Below are 20,527 nucleotides of genomic sequence, written 5' to 3'. Positions count from 1 at the left end.
GGCCCGCCGCCGGGATGCGACCGCTCCTCACGGCGCGCTCACTCGTCTAGCTTTTCCCGCGAGGGAGGCGCTGTGGGCGGCACCGGGCAGCTGCGGATCCACCTGCTGGGCTCGTGCGCGGCCTCCGCCGGAGGGGCGCCCCTGGATCTCGGAGGCCCTCGCCAGCGCGCCGTCCTCGTCCTCCTCGTGCTCGCGAGGGGCGAGGTGGTGCCGGTCGAGCGGCTGACCGAGTCCGTCTGGGGAGACCGGGCACCGGCCGACCCGGCGGGCGCGCTGCAGGCCTACGTCTCGCACCTGCGCCGACGGCTGCAGCCCGGTAGCGCGGCCCGTCACCGATCGACGGTCATCGTCAGCGAGGGGCGCGGCTACGCCGTCCGGCTGCCACCGGATGCGGTCGACGTCTGGCAGTTCGAGCAGCTGCTCGACCGGAGCGGGGCGGTGGGCGATCCGGCGGAGGTGGCGGAGCTGCTGTCCCGCGGACTCGCCCTGTGGCGGGGGCCGGCGCTCGCCGAGTGGGCCGACGAGCCGTGGGCGGCTCCGGAGATCGGCCGCCTGGACGAGCTGCGGGCGGTGGCCCGCGAGCGCTTGGTGGCCGCGCGGCTGGCGCTGGGGGACGCGGCGGTGCTCGTGCCCGAGCTGGAGGCGATGGTCACCGAACAGCCGATGCGCGAGGAGCGGTGGCGCCTGCTGGCCCTGGCTCTCTACCGGGCGCAGCGGCAGGCCGACGCGCTCGGGGCGCTGCGCCGGGCACGCAGCACCCTCGCCGACGAGCTGGGCGTCGACCCGGGGCCCGCGCTCCGGGAGCTGGAGCGGCAGGTGCTGGCCCAGTCGCCGGAGCTGGCCGTCCCCGCGCAGCGAGGCCGCCCGGAACGGTCCGACCGCGCGGCCGAGCCCCCGCCGGACGACCTCCTCGACCGCGACGCCGAGCTGACCGCGGTCCGGGCCGCCCTCGACGAGCTCCTCCGGGGTGAGCCGCGGCTGCTGCTCATCGAGGGGCCGGCGGGCATCGGCAAGACCCGGCTGCTCACCCAGGCCCGGCGCATGGCCGTCGAGCGGTCCGTCGGGGTGCTGTCGGCGCGGGGCAGCCCGCTGGAGAAGGCGTTCGGTTTCGGTGCGGTCAGGCAGCTGTTCGAGCCGCGGCTCACCGATCCCCGGCGCCGGGACGAGCTGCTCGCGGGGGCGGCGGCCAGTGCGCGGGCGGTGTTCGACCCCGCGGGCGGGGAGGCGCCGGACGGCTCGTTCGCCGCCCTGCACGGGCTCTACTGGCTCGCGGTCAACCTCACCGCCGACGGTCCGGTGATGCTCGCGATCGACGACGTGCAGTGGTGCGACAGCGCGTCGCTGCGCTCGCTGGCCTACCTGGTGCGCCGGCTGGAGGCGGTGCCGGTGCTCGTCGTCGGGACGGTGCGGACCGGTGAACCGCACGAGGACGAGGAGCTGCTGGCCGAGCTGGCGCTGGAGCCCGCCGCCGTCGTCCTCCGGCCCGGCACGCTCTCCGCCGGGGCCGTCACCGAGCTGGTGGCGCGGCGGCTGGGGGAGCCGGTCTCGCCGCTGTTCGCCCTCGCCTGCCACCGCACGACGTCGGGCAACCCGCTGCTGCTGCGCCAACTGCTCCGTGCCCTCGAGGCCGACGGCGTGCGGCCCGACGCCGCCCACGCCGACGTGGTCGTGGCCGTGGGGTCGCGTGCGGTCTCGAGCATGGTGCTCCTGCGCCTGCGCCGGCTCGGCGGCGCGGCACCGGTCGTGGCCCGTGCCGCCGGGGTCCTCGGTGACGGGGCGCCGCTCCCGGTGGTCGCCGCGCTCGCCGAGCTCTCCGAGAGCGACACCGCGGCCGCCCTGGCCGGGCTGGCCCGCGCCGAGATCCTGAAGGACGAGCAACCGCTGGCCTTCGTCCACCCGCTGGTCCGCGAGGCGGTGTACCGCGACCTCCCCGCCGCGGAGCGGGCGCTCCGGCACGAGCGGGCCGCCCGGCTGCTGCGCGAGGCCGGGGCCAGCGACGAGCAGGTGGCCGCCCACCTCCTGCTCGCGCCGGTCCGAGGCGACGGCGAGGCCACCGAGGTGCTGCGCCGCGCGGCGCGGACCGCGGCCGAGCGCGGGGCCGCCGACAGCGCTGTCACGTACCTGCGCCGGGCGCTGGCGGAGCTGCCCACGGGTGAGCAGCGGTGCGACGTGCTGCGGGAGCTGGGCATGGTGGAGTCGCCCCTCGAGGGCGCGGCGGGCACCGAGCACCTGCTGCAGGCCTACGAGGGGACCACCGATCCCCGGGAGCGCGCCGGCATCGCCGTCGCCATCGCCCGCACGCAGGTCTTCGCCAGCCCACCGGGGACGGCGACGGCCTTCGCCCGCCAGGCCGCGGAGGCGCTGCCCGACGGGCTCGACGACCACCGGCAGGCACTGCTGGCGATCGAGCTGGTGAGCGGCTACATGCACGCGCTGGACCCCTCCCTCTGGCGGCGCCCGGTACCCGAGCCGTCCGGCGACGGGCACGGGGCGCAGATGCTGGCGGCGGCCCTGGCCTACGACGCGACGATCGAGGGCGCCGACCGGGACCGTGCCGTGCGGCTGGCCCGCTTCGCCCTCGAAGGCGATCGCCTCTGGGTGGTCGACCACGGCCTGTTCTGGGTCGTCGCCGCCATCATCCGGATGCTCGCCGACGACGACCTGGGCGACTTCTGGGCCCGCGCCCGCGCCGAGGCCCACGCCCGCGGATCGCTGTTCGCGGTCCTGTCGACCAACCTGTGGCAGGGCTTCTGGCACTGGCGGCGCGGGGAGCTGGCGGAGGCCGACTCGTGCCTCACCAACGCCCTCGACGAGAGCCGGATGTGGGGCGGGGCGGGGATCGCGCCGCCCTTCGCCCACGCCTTCCTGATCGGGTGCCACCTCGACCGCGGAGACCTCGCCGCCGCCCGCGCCACCTCGGACGCGGCCGGTGGCGGTCCGGGCCTCGGGGACGGCGGCCGGCTCCTGCAGCACGCCCGGGTTCGGGTGCTCACCGCCGAGGGGCAGCACGAGCGGGCCCTCGCCCTCCTGGACACCGTGCCGACGCCGATCCCCGTCCCCAACCCGGTGTGGAACCCGTGGCGCAGCACCGCGGCCCTCGCGCTGCACGGGCTCGGCCGGACCGACGAGGCGGTGGCGCTGGCGGAGGAGGAGGTGGGCCTGCTGCGGCGCTGGGGGGCGCCGAGCCCTCTGGGCGCGTCGCTGCGGCTGCTGGGCGAGCTCCGGGGGTCGGACGGGCTGGCCGAACTGCGGGAGGCGGTCGCGCTGCTGGCTCCGACGACGGCGGCGGTCGACCTCGCCCGCGCCCGGTGCACCCTCGGCGCCCGCCCGGAGGTGACCGACCACGAGGCGGTACCGCTGCTGCGGGCCGCGGTCGAGGAGGCGCACGCCCGGGGAGCGCTCGGCGTGCGGGAGCGGGCGCGGGCGGCGCTGCAGGCCCGCGGCTGTCCCGACGCCGTCCACCGGGTGGCCGTCCGATCCCCGACGGTGACCGAGCGCCGGGTCCTCGAGCTGTCGGCCGCCGGGCTGGGCATCCGCGAGGTGGCCCAGCAGCTGTTCCTGACGCCGGGCATGGTCCGCTCGGTGCTCGAGCGGGCGTCGGCCGACGGCCTCAAGTTCTTCTCAAGTCCGACGGGTGAGGCTCGGACACCGGCACCCGGGAGGACCCCGTGACCCAGCAGCAGATCGCCGAGTCCGCACCGTCCCGCGCCGAGGCGCTGCGGGGGTTGTGCGGGGGTTCCGTGCAGCTGCCGGGGGATCCCGCCTACGACATGGCGCGCTCGCCGTGGAACCTGCAGGTGCGCGACCACCCGGCGGCGGTGGTCTACCCCGCCTTCCCTGACGAGGTGGCCGAGGTGCTCCGCGCCGCGGCCGCCGCCGGCCTGCAGGTGGCCGCCCAGGGCACCGGGCACGGGGCACCGCCGCTCGAGGGCCGGCTGGGGGACGCCGTGCTGCTGCGCACCTCGGCGATGACCGAGCTGGAGATCGACCCCGACCGCCGCACCGTGCGGGCCGGCGCCGGCGTGCTGTGGGGTGACCTGGCCGAGACGGCCGGCCGGCACGGCCTGGCCGCACGGCACCCGTCGTCGCCGGACGTCGGGGTGGTCGGCTACAGCCTGGGCGGGGGGATCGGCTGGTACGCCCGGAAGCTCGGCCTGCAGTGCAACGCGGTGACCGCGGCCGAGCTGGTCCTGGCCGACGGCACGTTCGTGCGGACGACGGCCGAGCGGGACGCCGAGCTGTTCTGGGCGCTGCGGGGCGGGGCCGTGCCGCTGGGCGTGGTGACAGCGCTCGAGTTCGACCTCTTCCCCCTCGAGACCGTGGTGGCCGGGCACCTGTCCTGGGACTGGACGGTGGTGGAGCGGGTGCTCCCGGCCTGGGTGGCCTGGTGCGCGGACGCGCCCGAGGACGTCACGACGGCGTTCCGGCTGCTCGACGTCCCGGACGACCCCTCGGTCCCGGCGCACCTCCGCGGCCGCCGGATCGCGATGATCGACGGCGCCGTCCTGGGCGACGACGCCTACGCCGCCGACGTCCTCGCGCCGCTGCGCGCCCTCCGTCCCGAGCTGGACACGGTCGCGCGGGTCCCGGCGGCGTCCCTCGTCCGGCTGCACCTCGACCCGGAGGGGCCCACCCCCGCCTACGCCAGCAGCACGCTGGTCTCCCGGCTGCCCGAGGCGGCCGTCGCCGCCATCACGGCCGCGGTCGGTCCTGGTTCCGGCACCCGGCTGGCCGCCGCGGAGCTGCGCCAGCTCGGCGGTGCGCTCGCCCGCCCGGACGCCCGCGGTGGTGCGCTGTCCGCGCTGGACGGCGAGTTCCTCGCCCTCGGGCTGGGTCTCGGCGGTGGCGACGACCAGGACTGGGAGCAGCAACGCGAGGACGCCGCCCGTTTCCTGGCCGCGGTCGAGCCGTGGGCCACCGGCCGGCAGTACCTGCCGATGCTGGACGAGCGCACCGACACCCGGAAGGTCTTCCCGCCCGGTGTGCACGCCCGGCTGGCCGCCGTCCGCCGGGCCGTCGACCCGGGCGACCTCTTCGTCGCCGCGCACCACGTGGAGACCCGCCCGCCGGCTTGAGAAGGCGCCTCAAGGTCGTCGCAACCGCCTGTCAAGGACGGCGCGCCACCGTTCCTCCATCAGCTCGACCCGACCTGGAGGACCCCGTGACCGCCATCCTCGACGCCCCCGCCGTCGACACCGAGATCTCGTTCGACACCCTGCGCAGCCTGCTGACCGGTTCGGTGCACACGCCGGAGGAGCCGGAGTACGACGCGCTCGTCTCGCCCTGGAACCTCGCCGTCCCGATGCGGCCGGCCGCCGTCGTCGCCGTCCGCACGGCCGACGACGTCGCCGCCGCCGTGCGCTTCGCCGGCGCCCACGGCATGACCGCCGGCGTGCAGGCCACCGGCCACGGCGCCGAGCGGTCCCTCGCCGGGCACCTGCTGGTCCTCACCCGCGGCCTCGACGAGGTCACCGTGCACCCGGAGGGCTGGGCCCGGATCGGCTCCGGCGTGAAGTGGTCGCAGCTGGTCCCGCTCGCGGCGTTCCACGGCCTGGCCGGGGTCAACGGCTCCACCACGGACGTGAGCATCGTCGGCTACACGACCGGTGGTGGCGTCGGGCCCCTCGCCCGCACGTACGGCATCAACGCCGACCGGGTGCGTGCCTTCGAGGTCGTCACCGGCGACGGGGTGTTCCGCCGGGTGACCCCGACCGAGCACCCCGACCTGTACTTCGCGCTCCGCGGCGGGAAGGGCGCGGCCGGCATCGTGACCGCCATGGAGTTCGACCTCGTCCACATGCCGGAGTTCTACGGCGGTGCGATCTACTTCCACTCCGCGGATGCGGCCCGGGTCATCGACCGGTGGCGGGGCTGGGCGGACGACCTGCCGGAGCTGGGGACGACGTCCTTCGCCATCTTCCAGCTCCCGCCGCTGCCCGAGGTCCCGCCGCCGCTCGCCGGCCGGATGACCCTCGCGATCCGGTTCCTGTGGACGGGGGAGCCGTCGGAGGGCGCCCGGCTGCTGGACCAGCTGCGGGACGTGGCACCGGTGGTCCTGGACGACGCCCGGTTGAGGCCCTACACCGAGATCGACGCCGTGCACGCCGACCCGGTCGACCCGATGCCCGTCGTCGACCCGGCGATCCTGCTGAACGCCTTCCCGGCCGAGGCGGCCGACCGGCTGCTCGCCGTCGCCGGGCACGGGTCGGAGTCCCCGCAGGTCATCGTCGAGGTGCGGCACCTGGGCGGGGCCTACGCCCGCGAGGGCGCCCACCCCAGCGCGTTCAGCCACCGGGCGGCGCGGTTCAGCGTCCTCACCGTCGGCATGGCGATGGACGAGGAGATGGCGGCTGCTGCACTCGCGCACGCCGAACAGGTGTTCTCGGCGCTCGCCGACTGGGACACCGGGGGCGTGTGGCCGAACTTCGGGATCCCGCACGACGCGGTCTCCGCCCGGCGGTCCTATGACGAGGCGACCCTCTCCCGGCTGCGGGAGGTCGTCGACACCTACGACCCGCAGGGGGTCCTGCAGGCCGGGGCCTACACCCGGGCGTGACTCCCGGGGCGGTGCCCGGACGTGGTCTCCCACGTCCGGGCACGCCGCTCGGGGTGGACCTCGTCGTGCGCGACCGTCACCTCGCGGTCGACCAGGAAGCGGTCGTCCGCCCGCCGCGGGCCTGCGAACGGGGGGCTTCAGAGGGTGAAGACGATCTTCCCGTTGGTGCGGCCCTCGAGCATCCGCGCGAAGCCCTCCCGGGCCTCCGCCAGCGGCAGCTCCACGTCGATCTGCGGGCGGATGCCGGTGACGGCGCACATCTGGATCAGCGCCTCGAGCTCGGACTTCGTCCCCATCGTGGAGCCGATGACCGAGAGCTGGGTGAAGAAGACCCGGTTGAGCTCGGCTCCGGGGTTGAAGCCCGTGGTCGCGCCCGAGGTGACCAGGACGCCGCCGGGCTTCAGCGACTTGATGCTGTGGCTCCAGGTGGCCTCGCCGACGGTCTCCATGACGCCGTCGACCCGCTCGGGCAGCCGGGCGCCGCTCTCGAACGCCTGCTCGGCGCCCAGCGCCAGGGCTGCGGCCCGCTTCTCCTCGCTGCGGCCCGTCACCCACATGCGGTAGCCGGCGGCGCGGCCGAGCACGATGAGCGCAGTCGCCACGCCGCCGCTGGCGCCCTGCACGAGCACCGTCTGCCCCGGCCGGAGCCCGGACTTCACGAACAGCATCCGGTAGGCCGTCAGCCACGCGGTGGGGAGGCAGGCGGCCTCGGCGAAGGAGAGCTCGGCCGGCTTCGGGAGGAGGTTGCGCCGGGGGACGGCGACCCGCTCGGCCATCGACCCCTGGTGCACCTCCGACAGCAGCGACCGCTTCGGGTCCAGCGTCTCGTCGCCCATCCAGTCGGGGGTGGAGATGACGCCGTGGACGACGACCTCGTTGCCCTCCTCGTCGATGCCGGCGGCGTCGGTGCCGAGGATCATCGGCATCCGCTCGGCGGGCAGGCCGATGCCCTGCAGGCTGAACAGGTCGTGGTGGTTCAGCGACACCGCCTTGACCTGGATCGTCGTCCAGCCCTCGGGCACCTCGGGCTCGGGGCGCTCCCCGATCTCCAGCACGGAGAGCGGGTCCTTCGGGGCGGGCGTGGAGACGAAGGCAGCGAGCATGACCGCGAACCTAGCCGAGCACGTCTGCCGGTGTCCTCCGGGCCGGTTCCTCCGCGGTCAGCGGAGACGGCCGGGAGGGATCACAGTCGCGCCGGCCGCTCCTGCTCCGCCCCACACCGCTGCGGCCGCCAGTCCCGCCGCGAGCGCTGCCCGTGCCGCCGTCCGCACCACCACGCCGTCCTCCCCGCCGGTCCGCCCGCCGGGCGCACTCGCGCCCGACCTGGCGGGACCGTGGCACGACACCGGGGGCCGGGCGAGCAGATCTCGCGCGGTGCCGTGTCCCTGCTCGGCGTGCCGCCGGGGACACGCCGCCGCGGGCGCGTCAGCGGATGACGACGACGTGCTCCCCCCGGGGCACGAACTCGCCGATCACCGGGGAACCGACGATCTCCCCGCCCAGCAGCAGCCCGCCCGAGGTCTGCGCGTCGGCCAGCAGGAGCGCCTCGTCCTCGGAGACCGCGGAGAGGTCGGCGTGCGGGCGCACCCAGTCGAGGTTGCGGCGCGTGCCCCCGGAGACGAAGCCGGCGGCCAGCGCCTCCCGGGCGCCGGTGAGGTACGGGACAGCCGCGGCGTCGACGACGGCGGTGACCCCGCTGGCCCGCGCCATCTTGTAGAGGTGGCCGAGCAGCCCGAAGCCGGTCACGTCGGTGCCCGCGCGGATGCCGGCCGCGACGGCGGCCCGCCCGGCCTCGCGGTTGAGGGCCGTCATCGAGGCGACCGCCTCCTCCGACACCTCGCCGGTGGCCTTCATGCGGCTGTTGAGCACCCCCACCCCCAGCGGCTTGGTGAGGGTGAGCGGCGTGCCGGCGACCGCACCGGCGTTCGTGATGAGCCGGTCGACGTCGACCACGCCGGTGACCGCCATGCCGTACTTGGGCTCGGGATCGTCGATGGAGTGCCCGCCGCCGACGTGGCAGCCGGCCTCCTGCGCCACCTCGAGGCCGCCGCGCAGCACCTCGGCGGCGAGCTCCGCGGGGAGCACGTCACGCGGCCACCCGAGCAGGTTGACGGCGACGACCGGGGTGCCACCCATGGCGTAGACGTCGGAGAGCGCGTTCGCCGCGGCGATCCGGCCGAAGGTGTACGCGTCGTCGACGACGGGGGTGAAGAAGTCGGTGGTGAGCACCAGCCCCTGCCCGCCGGCGATGCGGACCACCGCCGCGTCGTCGCCGTCATCGAGGCCCACGATCAGCTCGGCCGCCGGGTCGACCGGCCCCTGCGCGGTCAGCCCGGCGACGACCGCCTCGAGCTCGCCGGGCGGGATCTTGCAGGCACACCCCCCGCCGTGGGCGTACTGGGTGAGCCGGATGCGCGCGGGTGCGGTGGTCACGCGCCCGAATCTAGGCCCGGCCGCCGGGGAGCACCCGGAGCCGGGGTGGCGCGGCCGGCGGCGGGGTGCGCGGCAACCTGTGCCCGGCCGGGTGCCCGGCCGAGGGCGGCGCACCGACGCCGGACAGGTCCCGCCGGGGCGCGGGCTCACCGGTGAGCTCGACGCCGCCGATGCGGTCCTCCCGGAACCAGCGGAGCTCCTGGCGCTCCCGGCACCAGGCCAGCAGGAACTCGTGGGCGCCGGTGCGGACGAGCAGCTGCGGTTCCACGGCCCGCTCCGACCAGGCGCCCTCGCGGTCGCGGTAGTCGAGCACCAGGACGCGCCGCTCGGCGAGCCCGCGCTCCACGCGCCGCCGCACCTCGGCGCCCCGCGCGACGTCGGCCGCCAGCCAGCGGCTGCTCGCCAGCAGCCGTGCGCGCTGCGCGGGATCGGGCTCCAGCGCCGTGAGCACCTTCTCCAGCGCCGTCTGCCCGGCTTCGGCGTAGGGGCCCTCGGGCCGGGCGGCGAGCGCGGCGGCGACGGCGGCGGCCTCCTCGGGCGTGAGGGTGACCGGCGGCAGCGTGGCGGGCGTGCGGGGCTCGGTGCGGTTCACGCCGCGGATGCTGGCACGGACCTCCGACAGTTCCACCACGTAGGCTGCTCGGCGGAGGCGTCAGGGTGTCTGGTGGCCCCCGCGGCCTCTAAAGCCGACGTGGCCGAGCATCTCGGCCAGGCGGGTTCGATTCCCGTCCGCCTCCGCCAGCTCCCGCCCCGCACCTACGCTGCGGGGCGATGACGACCGACCCGCGCCGCCAGGTGCCCCGCACCGACATGCTGCTCGCCGACCCGCGCCTCGCCGGCGCCGGCGAGCGGCTGGGGCGGGTCCTGGTGAAGAGCGCCGTGCAGCGCGTCCAGCAGCGGATCCGGGCCGGCGAGGTCGCGCCCGGTGCCGCCGTCGACGCCGTCCTGGCCGAACTCCCGCCCACGGCCGGCAGCCTGCGCCCGGTGCTCAACGCCACCGGCGTGGTCGTGCACACCAACCTCGGCCGCGCGCCCCTGTCGGAGGCGGCGGTCGACGCGGTCGTCGCCGCGAGCGGCACCACCGACGTCGAGCTCGACCTGCGCACCGGCCGCCGCGGCCCGCGGGGGGAGGCGGCCCTCGCCGCGCTGCTGGAGGCGGTCCCGGCCGCCGAGGCGGCGCTGGTGGTCAACAACTGCGCCGCCGCGCTGGCGCTGGTCGCCACGGCGCTCGGCCAGGGCCGGGAGCTGGTGCTGGCCCGCGGCGAGCTGGTCGAGATCGGCGACGGGTTCCGCATCCCCGACCTGCTGGAGAGCACGGGGGCCCGCCTGCGCGAGGTGGGCACCACCAACCGCGTCGCCCTGGCCGACTACCGCGGGGCGCTCGGCCCGGACACCGGCGCGGTGCTCAAGGTGCACCCGTCGAACTTCGTCGTGCGCGGCTTCGCCCGGTCGGTGCAGGTCGGGGAGCTGGCGGCGGCGCTGCAGGGCACCGGGGTGCCGCTCGTCGCGGACGTCGGCTCAGGCCTCCTGCTGCCCCATCCGGCGCTGCCCGACGAGCCCGACCTGCAGACGACGCTCGCCGCCGGTGCCGACCTCGCGCTCGCCAGCGGTGACAAGCTGCTCGGCGGCCCCCAGGCCGGGCTGGTGCTCGGCCGCGCGGAGCTCGTGCAGCGCCTCCGCCGCCACCCCCTCTACCGGGCGCTCCGCGTGGACAAGACGACGCTGGCCGCCCTCGAGGCGACGCTGCGCGGCCCGCTGCCGCCGGTGCGGCAGATGCTCGCCGCCGACGTCGACGGGCTCCGGGAGCGGGCGCGCGCGCTGGCGGCCCGCCTGGAGGCCGGCGGCGTGGAGGCTGTCGCCGTGGATGCCGACTCGCGGGTCGGCGGGGGAGGGGCGCCCGAGCACCCGCTGCCCGGCGCCGCCGTGGCGCTGGCCGAGCGCTTCGCCGAGCCGCTGCGGCTGGGGGCGACCCCGGTCGTCGGCTACGTCGAGGACGGTCGCACCCTGCTCAACCTGCGCAGCGTCCCGCCGTCGGCCGACGACGCCCTCGCCGGCGCCGTGCTGGAGGTGGCCCGCCGGTGGACGTGATCGCGACGGCCGGCCACGTCGACCACGGCAAGTCGGCGCTGGTCCGGGCGCTCACCGGCATGGAGCCCGACCGCTGGGCCGAGGAGCGCCGCCGCGGGCTGACCATCGACCTGGGCTTCGCCTGGACCAGGCTGCCCTCGGGCCGCCGGCTCGCGGTCGTCGACGTCCCCGGCCACGAGCGGTTCGTCGGCAACATGCTCGCCGGCGTCGGCTCGGTGCCGGCCGCGCTCGTCGTCGTGGCCGCCGACGACGGCTGGTCGGCGCAGACCGCCGAGCACGTCGCCGTCCTCGACGCGCTCGGGGTGCGGCACGCCCTGCTCGCCGTCACCAAGGCCGACCTCGCCGATCCGGCGCCCGTCCTCGCCGACGTGCGCGAACGGCTCGCCGGGACGTCGATGGGCGAGGTGCCCGGCGTGGCGGTCAGCTCGGTCACCGGTCGGGGGCTCCCGGAGCTGACGACGGCGCTGGAGGCACTGCTCGCCGGCCTCCCCGCCCCGGACCCCGGCGCGCCGGTCCGTCTCTGGATCGACCGCGCCTTCACCATCAAGGGCGCCGGCACCGTGGTCACCGGCACGCTCGCCGCCGGCACCGTCGCGTCCGGCGACCGGCTCCTCCTGGGTGATCGCGAGGTGGCCGTCCGCGGGGTGCAGTCCCTGGGCGACCCGGTCGAGCGCGCCGCGGCCACCGCCCGGGTGGCGCTCAACCTCCGCGGGGTCGCCGTCGAGGACCTCTCGCGCGGCGACGCGCTGCTCACGCCCGGGGCCTTCCGGCTCACCGACGTCGTCGACGCGACCCTGGACACCGCCCCCGACGAGCGGCTGCCGGCCGAGCCGGTGGTGCACGTCGGCTCGGCGACGGTCGGCGCGCGGCTCCGCCCGCTGGACGGCGCCGCCGTGCGGCTGCGCCTGGCCTCGCCCCTGCCGCTGCGGGTCGGCGACCGGCTGCTCCTGCGCGACCCCGGCGCCCGGCGGGTGCTGGGCGCGGAGGTGCGGGACGTCGACCCGCCGGAGCTCCGCCGCCGGGGCGCCGCGCGCCAGCGGGCCGCCGAGCTCGTCGCCCAGCCCGACGGGGCGGACGGTGCCTCCGCCGACCTGGCCCGCCGCCGGATCGTCCGCGCCGCCGACTTCGCCGCGATGGGCTGGCCGGTGCCGGCCGGCGCCACGCGGTACGGACCCTGGCTGCTGGCCGCCGGGCTCGCCGACGAGCTCGCCGCGCGGCTGCCCGAGGTCGTCGCGCGCTACCGGCGCCTGCGGCCGCTCGAGCCCGGGCCGCCGTCGGAGGTGGTGCGCCGGGCGCTGGAGCTGCCCGACGCCGAGCTGGTCCCCGCGCTGGTGCGCGAGCCGCTGGTGCTGCGCGAAGGGCGGGTCGTCGACAGCGCGGCGGAGCTGCCCCCCGAGGTGCAGCGGGCGGTCGACGCCGTCCGGGCCCGGCTGGCCGCCGATCCCTTCGCCGCCCCCGAGGCCCCCGACCTGGTGGCCGCCGGGCTGGGCAGCCGCGAGCTCGCCGCCGCCGTGCGGAGCGGGCAGCTCGTACGCGTCGGGGAGGGGGTCTACCTGGCGCCCGGCGTCGAGGCGGTGGCCCGGGAGCGGCTCGCTGCGGTGCCGCAGCCGTTCAGCCTCAGCCAGGCCCGGCAGGCCTGGGGCACCAGCCGCCGGGTCGCCGTCCCGCTCATGGAGTGGCTGGACACCCGGCAGGTCACCGTGCGGCTGCCCGACAACACCCGCCGCCTCCGGTAGCGACCCCGTGGCCGCGCCGCCGGCTCAGCGGTAGGGGTCGGTCACCTCGCGCAGCGCCGTGAGCGCCTCGCGCAGCTGCCGCCACCGGCGTTCTCCCAGGTGCGCGCGCCACTCGGACTCCGCCTCCGCGACGACGGATCCGGCGACCGCCTGCGCCTCCGTGCCGCGCTCGGCGAGGCGGACCAGCCGGGCGCGGGCGTCGGACGGGTCGGGCGTCCGGCGGACGTAGCCGGTCCGCTCCAGCTGGTCGACCAGGTGCCCGGCCGTCTGCTTGGTCACCTGCGCCGCCTCCGCCAGCTGGGTGAGCCGGGTGCCGGAGGGTCCGATCCGCTGCATGACCCGCGCCTGCGCGAGGGTGAAGTCGTCGAACCCGGCCCGTGCCAGCGCCTCGAGGACCCGGTTCTCCAGCGCGCGGTAGGGGATGAAGAGCAGCACCCCGAGCGCGAGCTCGTCCTCGGGCGGAACCGGTCCGGCGGCCATCGGCACCCTCCTTGACGAAAGTCAGATGATCGAACTATCTTGGTTCGAGGATCTTACTAGGACGTGGGAGCCCGCCATGCGACCGCAACCGATCCGGACCATGGACGTCGACGCCGTCTGGGCGGCGACCGACCGCCAGCGACTCCACCTCGCCGACCTGCTGGGGGGCCTGGCCGACGCGGAGTGGGAGCACCCGTCGCTCTGCGCGGGCTGGCGGGTGCGCGACGTCGCCGCCCACCTCGCACTCGCCCAGACAGGGCCGGTCCGGGCGACCGTCGACCTCGTCCGCGCCGGCGGGAACCTGCAGCGGATGATCCACGACACCGCCGTCCGCGAGGCCGCGCTGCCGCGGGAGCAGCTGGTCGCCCGGATCCGGGGCATGGCCGGCTCGCGGCGGAAGGCCCCCGGGATCAGCCACGTCGAGCCACTGCTCGACGTCCTCGTGCACGGGCAGGACATCGCCCTGCCGCTGGGGTACCACCGGCCCGTGCCCGTCGACGCCGCCGTGACCGCGGCGACCCGGGTCTGGGACCTGCCGTGGCCGACGTCCACCACCTTCCACGCCCGACGACGGCTGTCCGGCCGGCGGCTGGTGGCGACCGACGCGGACTGGGCGGTGGGACAGGGGCAGGTGGTCGAGGGGCCGATCGAGGCGCTGCTGCTCCTGCTGACCGGACGCACGGCCGCGGTCCGGGACCGGCTGGTCGGTCCGGGGCTCGTCGGGCTCCGGTAGGACCCCGCGGGCCGTGCCGCTCTGCCCACCCGGGGTGGGCAGAGGGCTACGGACCCGGGGTCGGGTCGTCCGCGGCGGGCACCCAGCGGGCGGGACGCTTCTCGCGGAACGCGGCGATCCCCTCCTGGCCCTCCTCGCCGGCGAAGAACCGCGCCGAGAGGTCGAGCAGGGGCTCGAAGGAGAGCTCCGGCTGGCGCGACCGCAGCAGCCGCTTGGTCTCGGCCAGGGCGGCGGGTGCGCCCGCCGCCAGGGCGGTGAGCTGCCCCGAGAGCACGGCGTCCACCTCGCCGTCGCCCGCGACCAGGTCGACCAGCCCGCCGGCGGCGGCCGTCGCGGCGTCGAAGACCTCGCCGCTGAGCATCAGCCGGTGGGCGACGTGGGTGGTCATCCGGGGGAGGACGACGGCCGAGATGACCGCCGGCACCAGGCCCAGGCGCACCTCGGAGAACGCGAAGGTGGCCGACGACGCCGCGACGACGACGTCGCAGGCGGCCAGCAGGCCGACCCCGCCGGCGCGCGCCGGTCCGCGCACCACCGCCACGACCGGCTTCGGCGAGGACCACAGCAGCTGCAGCAACTCCGGGAACTCGCGCACCCCCTGGTCCTCCGACGAGCCGCCGGCCGCCTCGGAGAGGTCCATCCCCGAGCAGAACACCCGGCCGGAGTGGTCGAGCACGACCACCCGCACCGCGTCGTCGGCCAGGGCGTCGGTCAGCGCCTCGCGCAGCTGTGCGCGCATGGCTCGCGACAGCGCGTTGCGGTTGGCCGGGGAGTCCAGCGTCAGGGTGGCGACGCCGCGCGAGAGGGACACCTGGAGCACTCGGTCGGAGGTCACGTCCGGCATCCTGCCGCCCCCGCGGGCCGGCGCGGCACACTGGGAGCAGATGAACACCGTCCTGCCATTGCTGAACGACGCCGCCCCGCCGCCGGGCGCACCCGGCCCCGACCGGCTCCCCGGCAGCGCCCTCGAGGGGCTGACCTCCACCCCGTTCGGCCTCTACGTGCACGTGCCGTTCTGCGCCACCCGCTGCGGTTACTGCGACTTCAACACCTACACCTCCGAGGAACTGGGCCCCGGCGCGAACCGGAGCGAGTACGCCGGCACCGCGATCGCCGAGCTGCGCCGCGCCGTCGACAGCCTCGGCCCCGACCTGCCCTCGGTCTCGACCGTGTTCGTCGGCGGCGGCACCCCCACCCTGTTGCCCGCCGACGACCTGGTGGCGGTGCTGGCCGCGGTCCGCGAGCTGTTCCCCGTCACCGACGACGTCGAGGTCACCACCGAGGCCAACCCGGAGACGGTGTCGCCCGCGTCGCTGACCCGGCTGCGGGAGGGCGGCTTCACCCGGGTCAGCCTGGGCATGCAGTCGGCCGCGCCGCACGTGCTCGCCGCGCTCGACCGGCGGCACACGCCCGGCCGCGCCGTCGAGGCGGCGCACGAGGCACGGGCCGCGGGGTTCGAGCACGTCAACCTCGACCTCATCTACGGCACGCCGGGGGAGACCGACGCGGACTGGGCGGCCTCCCTCGAGGCCGTGCTCGCCTCGCCGGTCGACCACGTCAGCGCCTACGCCCTCATCGTCGAGGAGGGGACGAAGCTCGCCCGCCGGGTCCGGCGCGGGGAGCTGCCCATGCCCGACGACGACGTGCTCGCCGACCGCTACGAACAGGCCGACGCGACCCTGCGCGGGGCCGGCTTCGATTGGTACGAGGTGTCGAACTGGGCGACCTCCGCGGCGGCCCGCTGCCGGCACAACGAGCTGTACTGGGCCAACGCCAACTGGTGGGGTGTCGGCCCGGGCGCGCACAGCCACGTCGGCGGCGTGCGCTGGTGGAACGTCAAGCACCCCGCCGCCTACGCCGAGCGCCTGGCCCGCGGGGAGAGCCCGGCGCAGGACGCCGAGGTGCTCGACGACGCCGACCGGGCGCTGGAGGCGGTGATGCTGGGCCTGCGGCTGCGCGACGGTCTGCCGCTGACCGCGCTCACCGCCACCGGCCGGGCCCGTGCCGCCGCGGCCGTCGCGGGCGGGCTGCTGGAGCCCGGCGCCCACGCCGCGGGCCGCGCCGTCCTCACCGACTGGGGTCGCCTGCTCGCCGACGCGGTGGTCCGCGACCTCACCGATTGAGGACCCCGTCCTCCTCGTCCCTCGCAAGCTCGGGACGAGCCTCGGGACGGCGCCGGGCCAGCTTCACTCGAAAGAGCGGGGTTGCCGGGCGCGGCAGCGGTTATGGTGCCCGTTCCGGCAACGAGGCCGGGGTGCACGGAGGGGGTCGTCGGTGATCGCACCAGCAGCGCGCCCGTCCGCCACCCCGCCGTTCGCCCTGTCCGGCGGCGCACGCCTCGCGCTCGCCATGAACCGCCGCGCCCGCGGCCTCCGCGGCCTCGACGTGCTCCGCCGCAGCCAGGACCGGGCCCCGCCGCGTCGCTCCTGACCCCGCCGGGGTCCCACGCCCGTCCGACGCGCCACCGACCGGTGACCGCGTCATCCCGCGTTCGCCCGAAGGAGATCCGCATGTCCGCCAGCCTCGACAGCTCGACCGCCGCCTCGGCCGACCGCTTCCGCCGCCTGCTGGAGGAGCAGCGCGCCGACGCCGTGCGGCAGCGCGAGGAGGCGCTCGCCGAGTGCGCCACCTCCGTGCCCGACCCCGTCGCCCAGCGCCGCAGCGCCGACCTGCAGCGCACCATCGCGGAGATCGACGCCGCCCTCGCCCGCATCGACGACGGCAGCTACGGCCGCTGCACCGGCTGCGGCACCGCCATCCCGGAGGAGCGGCTGGAGCTCCGCCCGTTCGCCCGCACCTGCGTCGCCTGCACCCCGCCGGCCTGAGCGCCGTCGCCGGCCGCACCTGACGGATGTCAGGTGCGGCCGGCGACGTCCGGCACTACCAGCGCCCCCGGCTGCCGGGGCACGCTCGCCGCATGCCTTCCGCACCCGCTCTCGAGATCCGCGGGCTGACCGTCCGCTACGGCGACGCGGTCGCCGTGGAGGACCTCGACCTCACCATCCCGCGCGGCCAGACCGTCGCCCTGCTCGGCCCGAACGGCGCCGGCAAGTCGACGACGGTGAACGCCGTCCTCGGGCTGATCACCCCGGCCGCGGGGGAGCTGCGCGTGCTCGGCCGCGAACCGCGCGCCGCGGTCCGCGCCGGCAGCGTCGGCGCGATGCTGCAGCACGGCGGCCTGCCCAGCGAGGCGCGGGTCGGCGAGGTGCTCCACCTGGTGCGACGGAGCTTCCCGACCGCCTGGCCGCTGGAGGACCTGGTGCTCACCGCCGGCATCGACGGCCTGCTGGACCGACCCGTGGAGGCGCTCTCCGGCGGCCAGCGCCAGCGCGTGCTGCTGGCCCTCGCCCTCGCCGGCGCCCCACCGCTGCTGCTCCTGGACGAGCCGACCTCGGCCATGGACGTCGAGGCCCGCCGCGCCTTCTGGACGACGATGCGCGGCCTGGCCGGGCGCGGGCACACCGTCGTCTTCGCCACCCACCACCTGGACGAGGCCGACGCGGTCGCCGACCGGGTGGTCGTGGTGGCCGGGGGACGGGTGATCGCCGACGGGACCGCCGCCGAGATCAAGACCGGCGTCGGCGGGCGCACCGTCTCCTTCACCGCCGCGCCCGGCCGCCGGTTCGACGCGGTTCCCGGGGTCAGCGCGGTGACGTGGCAGGGCAGCACCGTCCGGCTGGCCACCACCGACGCCGACGCCACCCTGCGCGCCCTGCTCGCCGACGGCGGCCTGCCCGACCTCGATGTCCGCGGCGCCTCCCTCGAGGACGCCGTCCTCTCCCTGCTCCCCGCCCGCCCGTCCAGCCCGATCGGAGCCACCCGGTGAGCCCGCTGTTCGCCTTCCAGCTGCGCCGCGTGGCGCGCAACAAGCAGTTCGTCTTCTTCACCGTGCTGCTGCCGGCGCTGTTCACGATCTTCCTCACGAAGATCATCGGCGGGCAGATGCCGGGCGTGGCCGAGCGTCAGGAGGTCTCGGCGTCGATCATGGTCTCGATGATGGCGTACGGGGCCATCGGCGCCTCCCTGGGCGCCACCATCCGCATCTCCTTCGACCGCGCCTCGGGCTGGCTGCGCCAGCTCCGGGTCACCCCCGTGCCGCAGAGGCAGGTCTTCGCCGTCGACGTCGTCGTCGGTGTGCTGCTGGCCCTGCCGAGCCTGCTGGTCGTCGCGCTGGTCGGCCGCTTCGTCAACGGGGTGCAGCTGCCGGCCGGCACCTGGCTCGCGCTGCTGGCGGTCCTGTGGGCCGGGTCGGCGGCGTTCGTCGCCCTGGGGCTGCTGGTCGGGCTCTCGCTGGACGAGAAGGCCGCGGGCGGAGCGATCGGCATCCTGGGCGTGGTGCTCGCGGCGCTCGGCGGGCTGTGGTGGCCGGTGGCGATGCTGCCCGAGGCGATGCGGGGCCTGGCCTACACGCTGCCGTCGTACTGGTACGCCGAGCTGGGGCGCGGCGTGGTCGCCGGGGCGTGGCCGGCGGCGGGCGCGGTGCTGGCCATGGCCGGCTTCACGGCCGCCTTCGGGCTCATCGCGGTCACCGTCGCCCGCAAGCGGCCGCTGCACGCGGTCGCGGGCTGAGCCCGATTACCGTGCGGCCCGTGGACCCCCGGAACCGCTGGCAGCGCCTGGGCTGGGCCGTGCCCTGGCTGCTGTTCCAGGTCTTCCCGATCGCCGACCTGGTCACCACGCCTCGCCCGCTGCTCGCGCAGGTCGTGGCGGGTGCGGCCCTCGTCGCCTTCACCGTCGTCTACCTCGGCATCTTCGGGCGGGTCTTCGGGAGCAGCAACGACTGGCCCCGCGTGCGGATCGCGGTGGTCGCCGTCCTCGGGGTCGGGCTCGCCGTCTGGCTGGGCCCGGCGTGGGCCGGGCTGATGATCTACGTCTCGGCCGCGGTCTCGGTGGCGCTGCCCGAGCGGTGGGTCTGGCCGGCGGTCGTGGGCGCGGCCGGGGTCTGCGCCGCCGTGCTGGCCGCGCACGGCGTCCTCGGCGACGTCTTCATCCTGCCGGTGATCTGCCTGCTCACCGCGTTCGCGCTGCGGGGCATGCGGCAGCTGATGTCGGTCAACGCCGAGCTCGTCGAGGCGCGGGAGGAGCTGGCCCGCAACGCCGTCACCGAGGAGCGGCTGCGCTTCGCCCGCGACCTGCACGACCTGCTCGGGCACAGCCTGTCGCTGATCGCGCTCAAGAGCGAGCTGGCCGGCCGGCTGGCCGAGCGGGACCCGGTGCGCGCCCGGCAGGAGATGGCCGACGTCGAGGCGGCCGCGCGCCGGGCCCTCGCCGAGGTGCGCGACGCGGTGAGCGGCTACCGCCAGGTGAGCCTCGCGCAGGCGCTCGCCGAGGCGCGGTCGGCGCTGTCGGCGGCCGGCATCGCGCTGCGGGCGCCGGCGCCGGGGCCGCCGCTGCCCGGACCGGTCGACGCGGTGCTCGGCTGGGTGGTGCGCGAGGCCACCACCAACGTGCTCCGGCACAGCGGCGCGCGGTCGGTCACGGTGACCCTCCGGACCCGGGACGAGGACGTCGAGCTGACCGTCGCCGACGACGGCCGCGGCGGCGACGCCCCGGCCGGGGCAGGGCTGTGCGGCCTCGCCGAGCGCGTCGCCGCGGTCGGCGGCCGGCTGGAGCACGGACCGGGGGAGGGGTCGGGCTTCCGGCTCACCGCGTCGGTCCCGCTGAGCAGCCCGGTCGTGGCCTCCCCGGTGGCGGCGTCGTGATCCGGGTGCTCATCGCCGAGGACCAGACGATGGTCCGCGGGGCGCTGCGGGCGTTGCTCGAGCTGGAGGAGGACATCGAGGTGGTGGCCGAGGTGGGCCGGGGCGACGCCGTCGCCGCGGCCGCCGTCGAGCACCGTCCCGACGTCGCGCTGCTCGACATCGAGATGCCCGGCGCCGACGGGCTGGCCGCCGCCCGGGAGCTGGCCACGGCGCTGCCGGCGTGCCGCGCGGTCATCCTCACGACGTTCGGGCGGCCGGGGTTCCTGCGCCGCGCGATGGAGGTCGGCGCCGCCGGGTTCCTGGTGAAGGACGCGCCCGTCAGCGAGCTGGCCCAGGGGATCCGGGCGGTGATGGCCGGCGAGCGGGTCATCGACCGCGACCTGGCCGCCGCCGCCCTCGCCATCGGGGCGACGCCGCTGTCCACGCGGGAGGCCGACGTGCTGCGCGCCGCCGCCGACGGCGCGACCGTCGCCGACATCGCCGGCCGGCTGTTCCTGTCCGAGGGGACGGTGCGCAACTACCTGTCCTCGGCGATCGGCAAGACCGGCGCCCGCACCCGGGTCGAGGCGGCCCGGGTCGCGGAGGAGAAGGGCTGGCTGTAGGAGAACTGCCTCGCCCCGAAGACCGACGGCCGAGCGCCCGTGCGTCGTCCCGGGTCGAGCCGGGGGCGGCCGGGGGGGGGGGGGGGGGGGGGGGGGGGGGGGGGGGGGGGGGGGGGGGGGGGGGGGGGGGGGGGGGGGGGGGGGGGGGGGGGGGGGGGGGGGGGGGGGGGGGGGGGGGGGGGGGGGGGGGGGGGGGG

Annotated in this window: 18 protein-coding genes and 1 tRNA gene; 14 read left to right on the top strand and 5 right to left on the bottom strand. The window is 76.9% G+C overall.

The window, feature by feature from the left end; genetic code table 11:
- Nucleotides 1-72 precede the first annotated feature (72 nt).
- From ACI79P_RS13995 to ACI79P_RS13985, 3 genes are all read left to right on the top strand, one after another.
- Nucleotides 73-3,672 carry a BTAD domain-containing putative transcriptional regulator gene (locus ACI79P_RS13995; RefSeq protein WP_456581666.1) on the top strand — a complete coding sequence of 1,200 codons (3,600 nt, stop codon included), beginning with the start codon at nt 73-75 and terminating at the stop codon, nt 3,670-3,672.
- On the top strand, nt 3,669-5,075 hold the full coding sequence (locus tag ACI79P_RS13990) for an FAD-binding oxidoreductase (protein ID WP_456581665.1): 1,407 nt from the start codon (nt 3,669-3,671) through the stop codon (nt 5,073-5,075). Before ACI79P_RS13995 ends, ACI79P_RS13990 begins: the two co-directional genes overlap by 4 nt.
- Nucleotides 5,076-5,161: 86 nt before the next feature.
- Entirely contained in the window at nt 5,162-6,556 is a 1,395-nt protein-coding gene (locus tag ACI79P_RS13985) for an FAD-binding oxidoreductase (RefSeq protein WP_456581664.1), read from the top strand.
- Between the two features lie 137 nt (nt 6,557-6,693).
- Here the strand turns inward: ACI79P_RS13985 and ACI79P_RS13980 are convergent, their stop codons facing one another.
- The 3 genes from ACI79P_RS13980 to ACI79P_RS13970 form a co-directional block, all read right to left on the bottom strand.
- Nucleotides 6,694-7,659: a zinc-binding dehydrogenase gene (locus ACI79P_RS13980; protein ID WP_456581663.1), complete on the bottom strand. Its 966-nt coding sequence runs from the start codon at nt 7,657-7,659 to the stop codon at nt 6,694-6,696.
- A 322-nt stretch (nt 7,660-7,981) separates the two neighbouring features.
- Nucleotides 7,982-8,989 carry a selenide, water dikinase SelD gene (selD, locus tag ACI79P_RS13975; protein WP_456581662.1) on the bottom strand — a complete coding sequence of 336 codons (1,008 nt, stop codon included), beginning with the start codon at nt 8,987-8,989 and terminating at the stop codon, nt 7,982-7,984.
- Nucleotides 8,990-8,999: 10 nt separating this feature from the next.
- The gene (locus ACI79P_RS13970; protein WP_456581661.1) at nt 9,000-9,581 is read right to left on the bottom strand and encodes a helix-turn-helix transcriptional regulator; all 582 of its coding nucleotides are present in this window, start codon (nt 9,579-9,581) and stop codon (nt 9,000-9,002) included.
- Between the two features lie 53 nt (nt 9,582-9,634).
- Here ACI79P_RS13970 and ACI79P_RS13965 point away from each other — a divergent pair.
- The 3 genes from ACI79P_RS13965 (at nt 9,635) to selB (ending at nt 12,813) form a co-directional block, all read left to right on the top strand.
- Nucleotides 9,635-9,730, top strand: a tRNA-OTHER gene (locus ACI79P_RS13965).
- Nucleotides 9,731-9,760: 30 nt separating this feature from the next.
- Entirely contained in the window at nt 9,761-11,077 is a 1,317-nt protein-coding gene (selA, locus tag ACI79P_RS13960) for an L-seryl-tRNA(Sec) selenium transferase (RefSeq protein ID WP_456581660.1), read from the top strand.
- Nucleotides 11,068-12,813: a selenocysteine-specific translation elongation factor gene (selB, locus tag ACI79P_RS13955; RefSeq protein WP_456581659.1), complete on the top strand. Its 1,746-nt coding sequence runs from the start codon at nt 11,068-11,070 to the stop codon at nt 12,811-12,813. The genes selA and selB overlap by 10 nt, the downstream gene beginning before the upstream one ends.
- 24 nt (nt 12,814-12,837) lie before the next feature.
- Here selB and ACI79P_RS13950 read toward each other — a convergent pair whose 3' ends face one another.
- Nucleotides 12,838-13,293: a MarR family winged helix-turn-helix transcriptional regulator gene (locus ACI79P_RS13950; protein ID WP_456581658.1), complete on the bottom strand. Its 456-nt coding sequence runs from the start codon at nt 13,291-13,293 to the stop codon at nt 12,838-12,840.
- A gap of 76 nt (nt 13,294-13,369) precedes the next feature.
- Here ACI79P_RS13950 and ACI79P_RS13945 point away from each other — a divergent pair, with 76 nt between their 5' ends.
- Nucleotides 13,370-14,026 carry a maleylpyruvate isomerase family mycothiol-dependent enzyme gene (locus ACI79P_RS13945; RefSeq protein WP_456581657.1) on the top strand — a complete coding sequence of 219 codons (657 nt, stop codon included), beginning with the start codon at nt 13,370-13,372 and terminating at the stop codon, nt 14,024-14,026.
- A 46-nt stretch (nt 14,027-14,072) separates the two neighbouring features.
- Here ACI79P_RS13945 and ACI79P_RS13940 read toward each other — a convergent pair whose 3' ends face one another.
- On the bottom strand, nt 14,073-14,861 hold the full coding sequence (locus ACI79P_RS13940) for an enoyl-CoA hydratase-related protein (RefSeq protein ID WP_456581656.1): 789 nt from the start codon (nt 14,859-14,861) through the stop codon (nt 14,073-14,075).
- 49 nt (nt 14,862-14,910) lie between these two features.
- On the opposite strand from ACI79P_RS13940, the gene hemW reads away from it, so the two are divergent.
- The 7 genes from hemW to ACI79P_RS13905 all read left to right on the top strand — a co-directional run bounded on the left by hemW (nt 14,911) and on the right by ACI79P_RS13905 (nt 20,330).
- Nucleotides 14,911-16,149 (top strand): radical SAM family heme chaperone HemW, encoded by a 1,239-nt coding sequence (hemW, locus tag ACI79P_RS13935; protein ID WP_456581655.1) that lies wholly within the window; start codon nt 14,911-14,913, stop codon nt 16,147-16,149.
- Nucleotides 16,150-16,300: 151 nt separating this feature from the next.
- A complete protein-coding gene (locus ACI79P_RS13930; RefSeq protein WP_456581654.1) occupies nt 16,301-16,456 on the top strand; it encodes a hypothetical protein in 156 nt (51 codons plus the stop codon).
- An 80-nt stretch (nt 16,457-16,536) separates the two neighbouring features.
- On the top strand, nt 16,537-16,851 hold the full coding sequence (locus tag ACI79P_RS13925) for a TraR/DksA family transcriptional regulator (RefSeq protein ID WP_456581653.1): 315 nt from the start codon (nt 16,537-16,539) through the stop codon (nt 16,849-16,851).
- A 92-nt stretch (nt 16,852-16,943) separates the two neighbouring features.
- Nucleotides 16,944-17,852 carry an ATP-binding cassette domain-containing protein gene (locus ACI79P_RS13920; protein WP_456581652.1) on the top strand — a complete coding sequence of 303 codons (909 nt, stop codon included), beginning with the start codon at nt 16,944-16,946 and terminating at the stop codon, nt 17,850-17,852.
- On the top strand, nt 17,849-18,595 hold the full coding sequence (locus ACI79P_RS13915; protein WP_456581651.1) for an ABC transporter permease: 747 nt from the start codon (nt 17,849-17,851) through the stop codon (nt 18,593-18,595). The genes ACI79P_RS13920 and ACI79P_RS13915 overlap by 4 nt, the downstream gene beginning before the upstream one ends.
- Before the next feature lie 20 nt (nt 18,596-18,615).
- Nucleotides 18,616-19,728 carry a sensor histidine kinase gene (locus ACI79P_RS13910; protein ID WP_456581650.1) on the top strand — a complete coding sequence of 371 codons (1,113 nt, stop codon included), beginning with the start codon at nt 18,616-18,618 and terminating at the stop codon, nt 19,726-19,728.
- On the top strand, nt 19,725-20,330 hold the full coding sequence (locus ACI79P_RS13905) for a response regulator (RefSeq protein ID WP_456581649.1): 606 nt from the start codon (nt 19,725-19,727) through the stop codon (nt 20,328-20,330). The genes ACI79P_RS13910 and ACI79P_RS13905 overlap by 4 nt, the downstream gene beginning before the upstream one ends.
- The last annotated feature ends 197 nt before the right edge of the window (nt 20,331-20,527 follow it).

The organism is Blastococcus sp. SYSU DS0510, assembly GCF_054050835.1.
This window is presented reverse-complemented; position numbering and strand designations above follow the sequence as displayed.

Excerpts from the sequence above, each read along its gene's own strand:
- ACI79P_RS13980 (WP_456581663.1), bottom strand. The coding sequence starts at position 7,659 with ATGCTCGCTGCCTTCGTCTCCACGCCCGCCCCGAAGGACCCGCTCTCC.
- selA (WP_456581660.1), top strand. The coding sequence starts at position 9,761 with ATGACGACCGACCCGCGCCGCCAGGTGCCCCGCACCGACATGCTGCTC.
- ACI79P_RS13950 (WP_456581658.1), bottom strand. The coding sequence starts at position 13,293 with ATGGCCGCCGGACCGGTTCCGCCCGAGGACGAGCTCGCGCTCGGGGTG.
- ACI79P_RS13945 (WP_456581657.1), top strand. The coding sequence starts at position 13,370 with ATGCGACCGCAACCGATCCGGACCATGGACGTCGACGCCGTCTGGGCG.
- hemW (WP_456581655.1), top strand. The coding sequence starts at position 14,911 with ATGAACACCGTCCTGCCATTGCTGAACGACGCCGCCCCGCCGCCGGGC.
- ACI79P_RS13925 (WP_456581653.1), top strand. The coding sequence starts at position 16,537 with ATGTCCGCCAGCCTCGACAGCTCGACCGCCGCCTCGGCCGACCGCTTC.
- ACI79P_RS13920 (WP_456581652.1), top strand. The coding sequence starts at position 16,944 with ATGCCTTCCGCACCCGCTCTCGAGATCCGCGGGCTGACCGTCCGCTAC.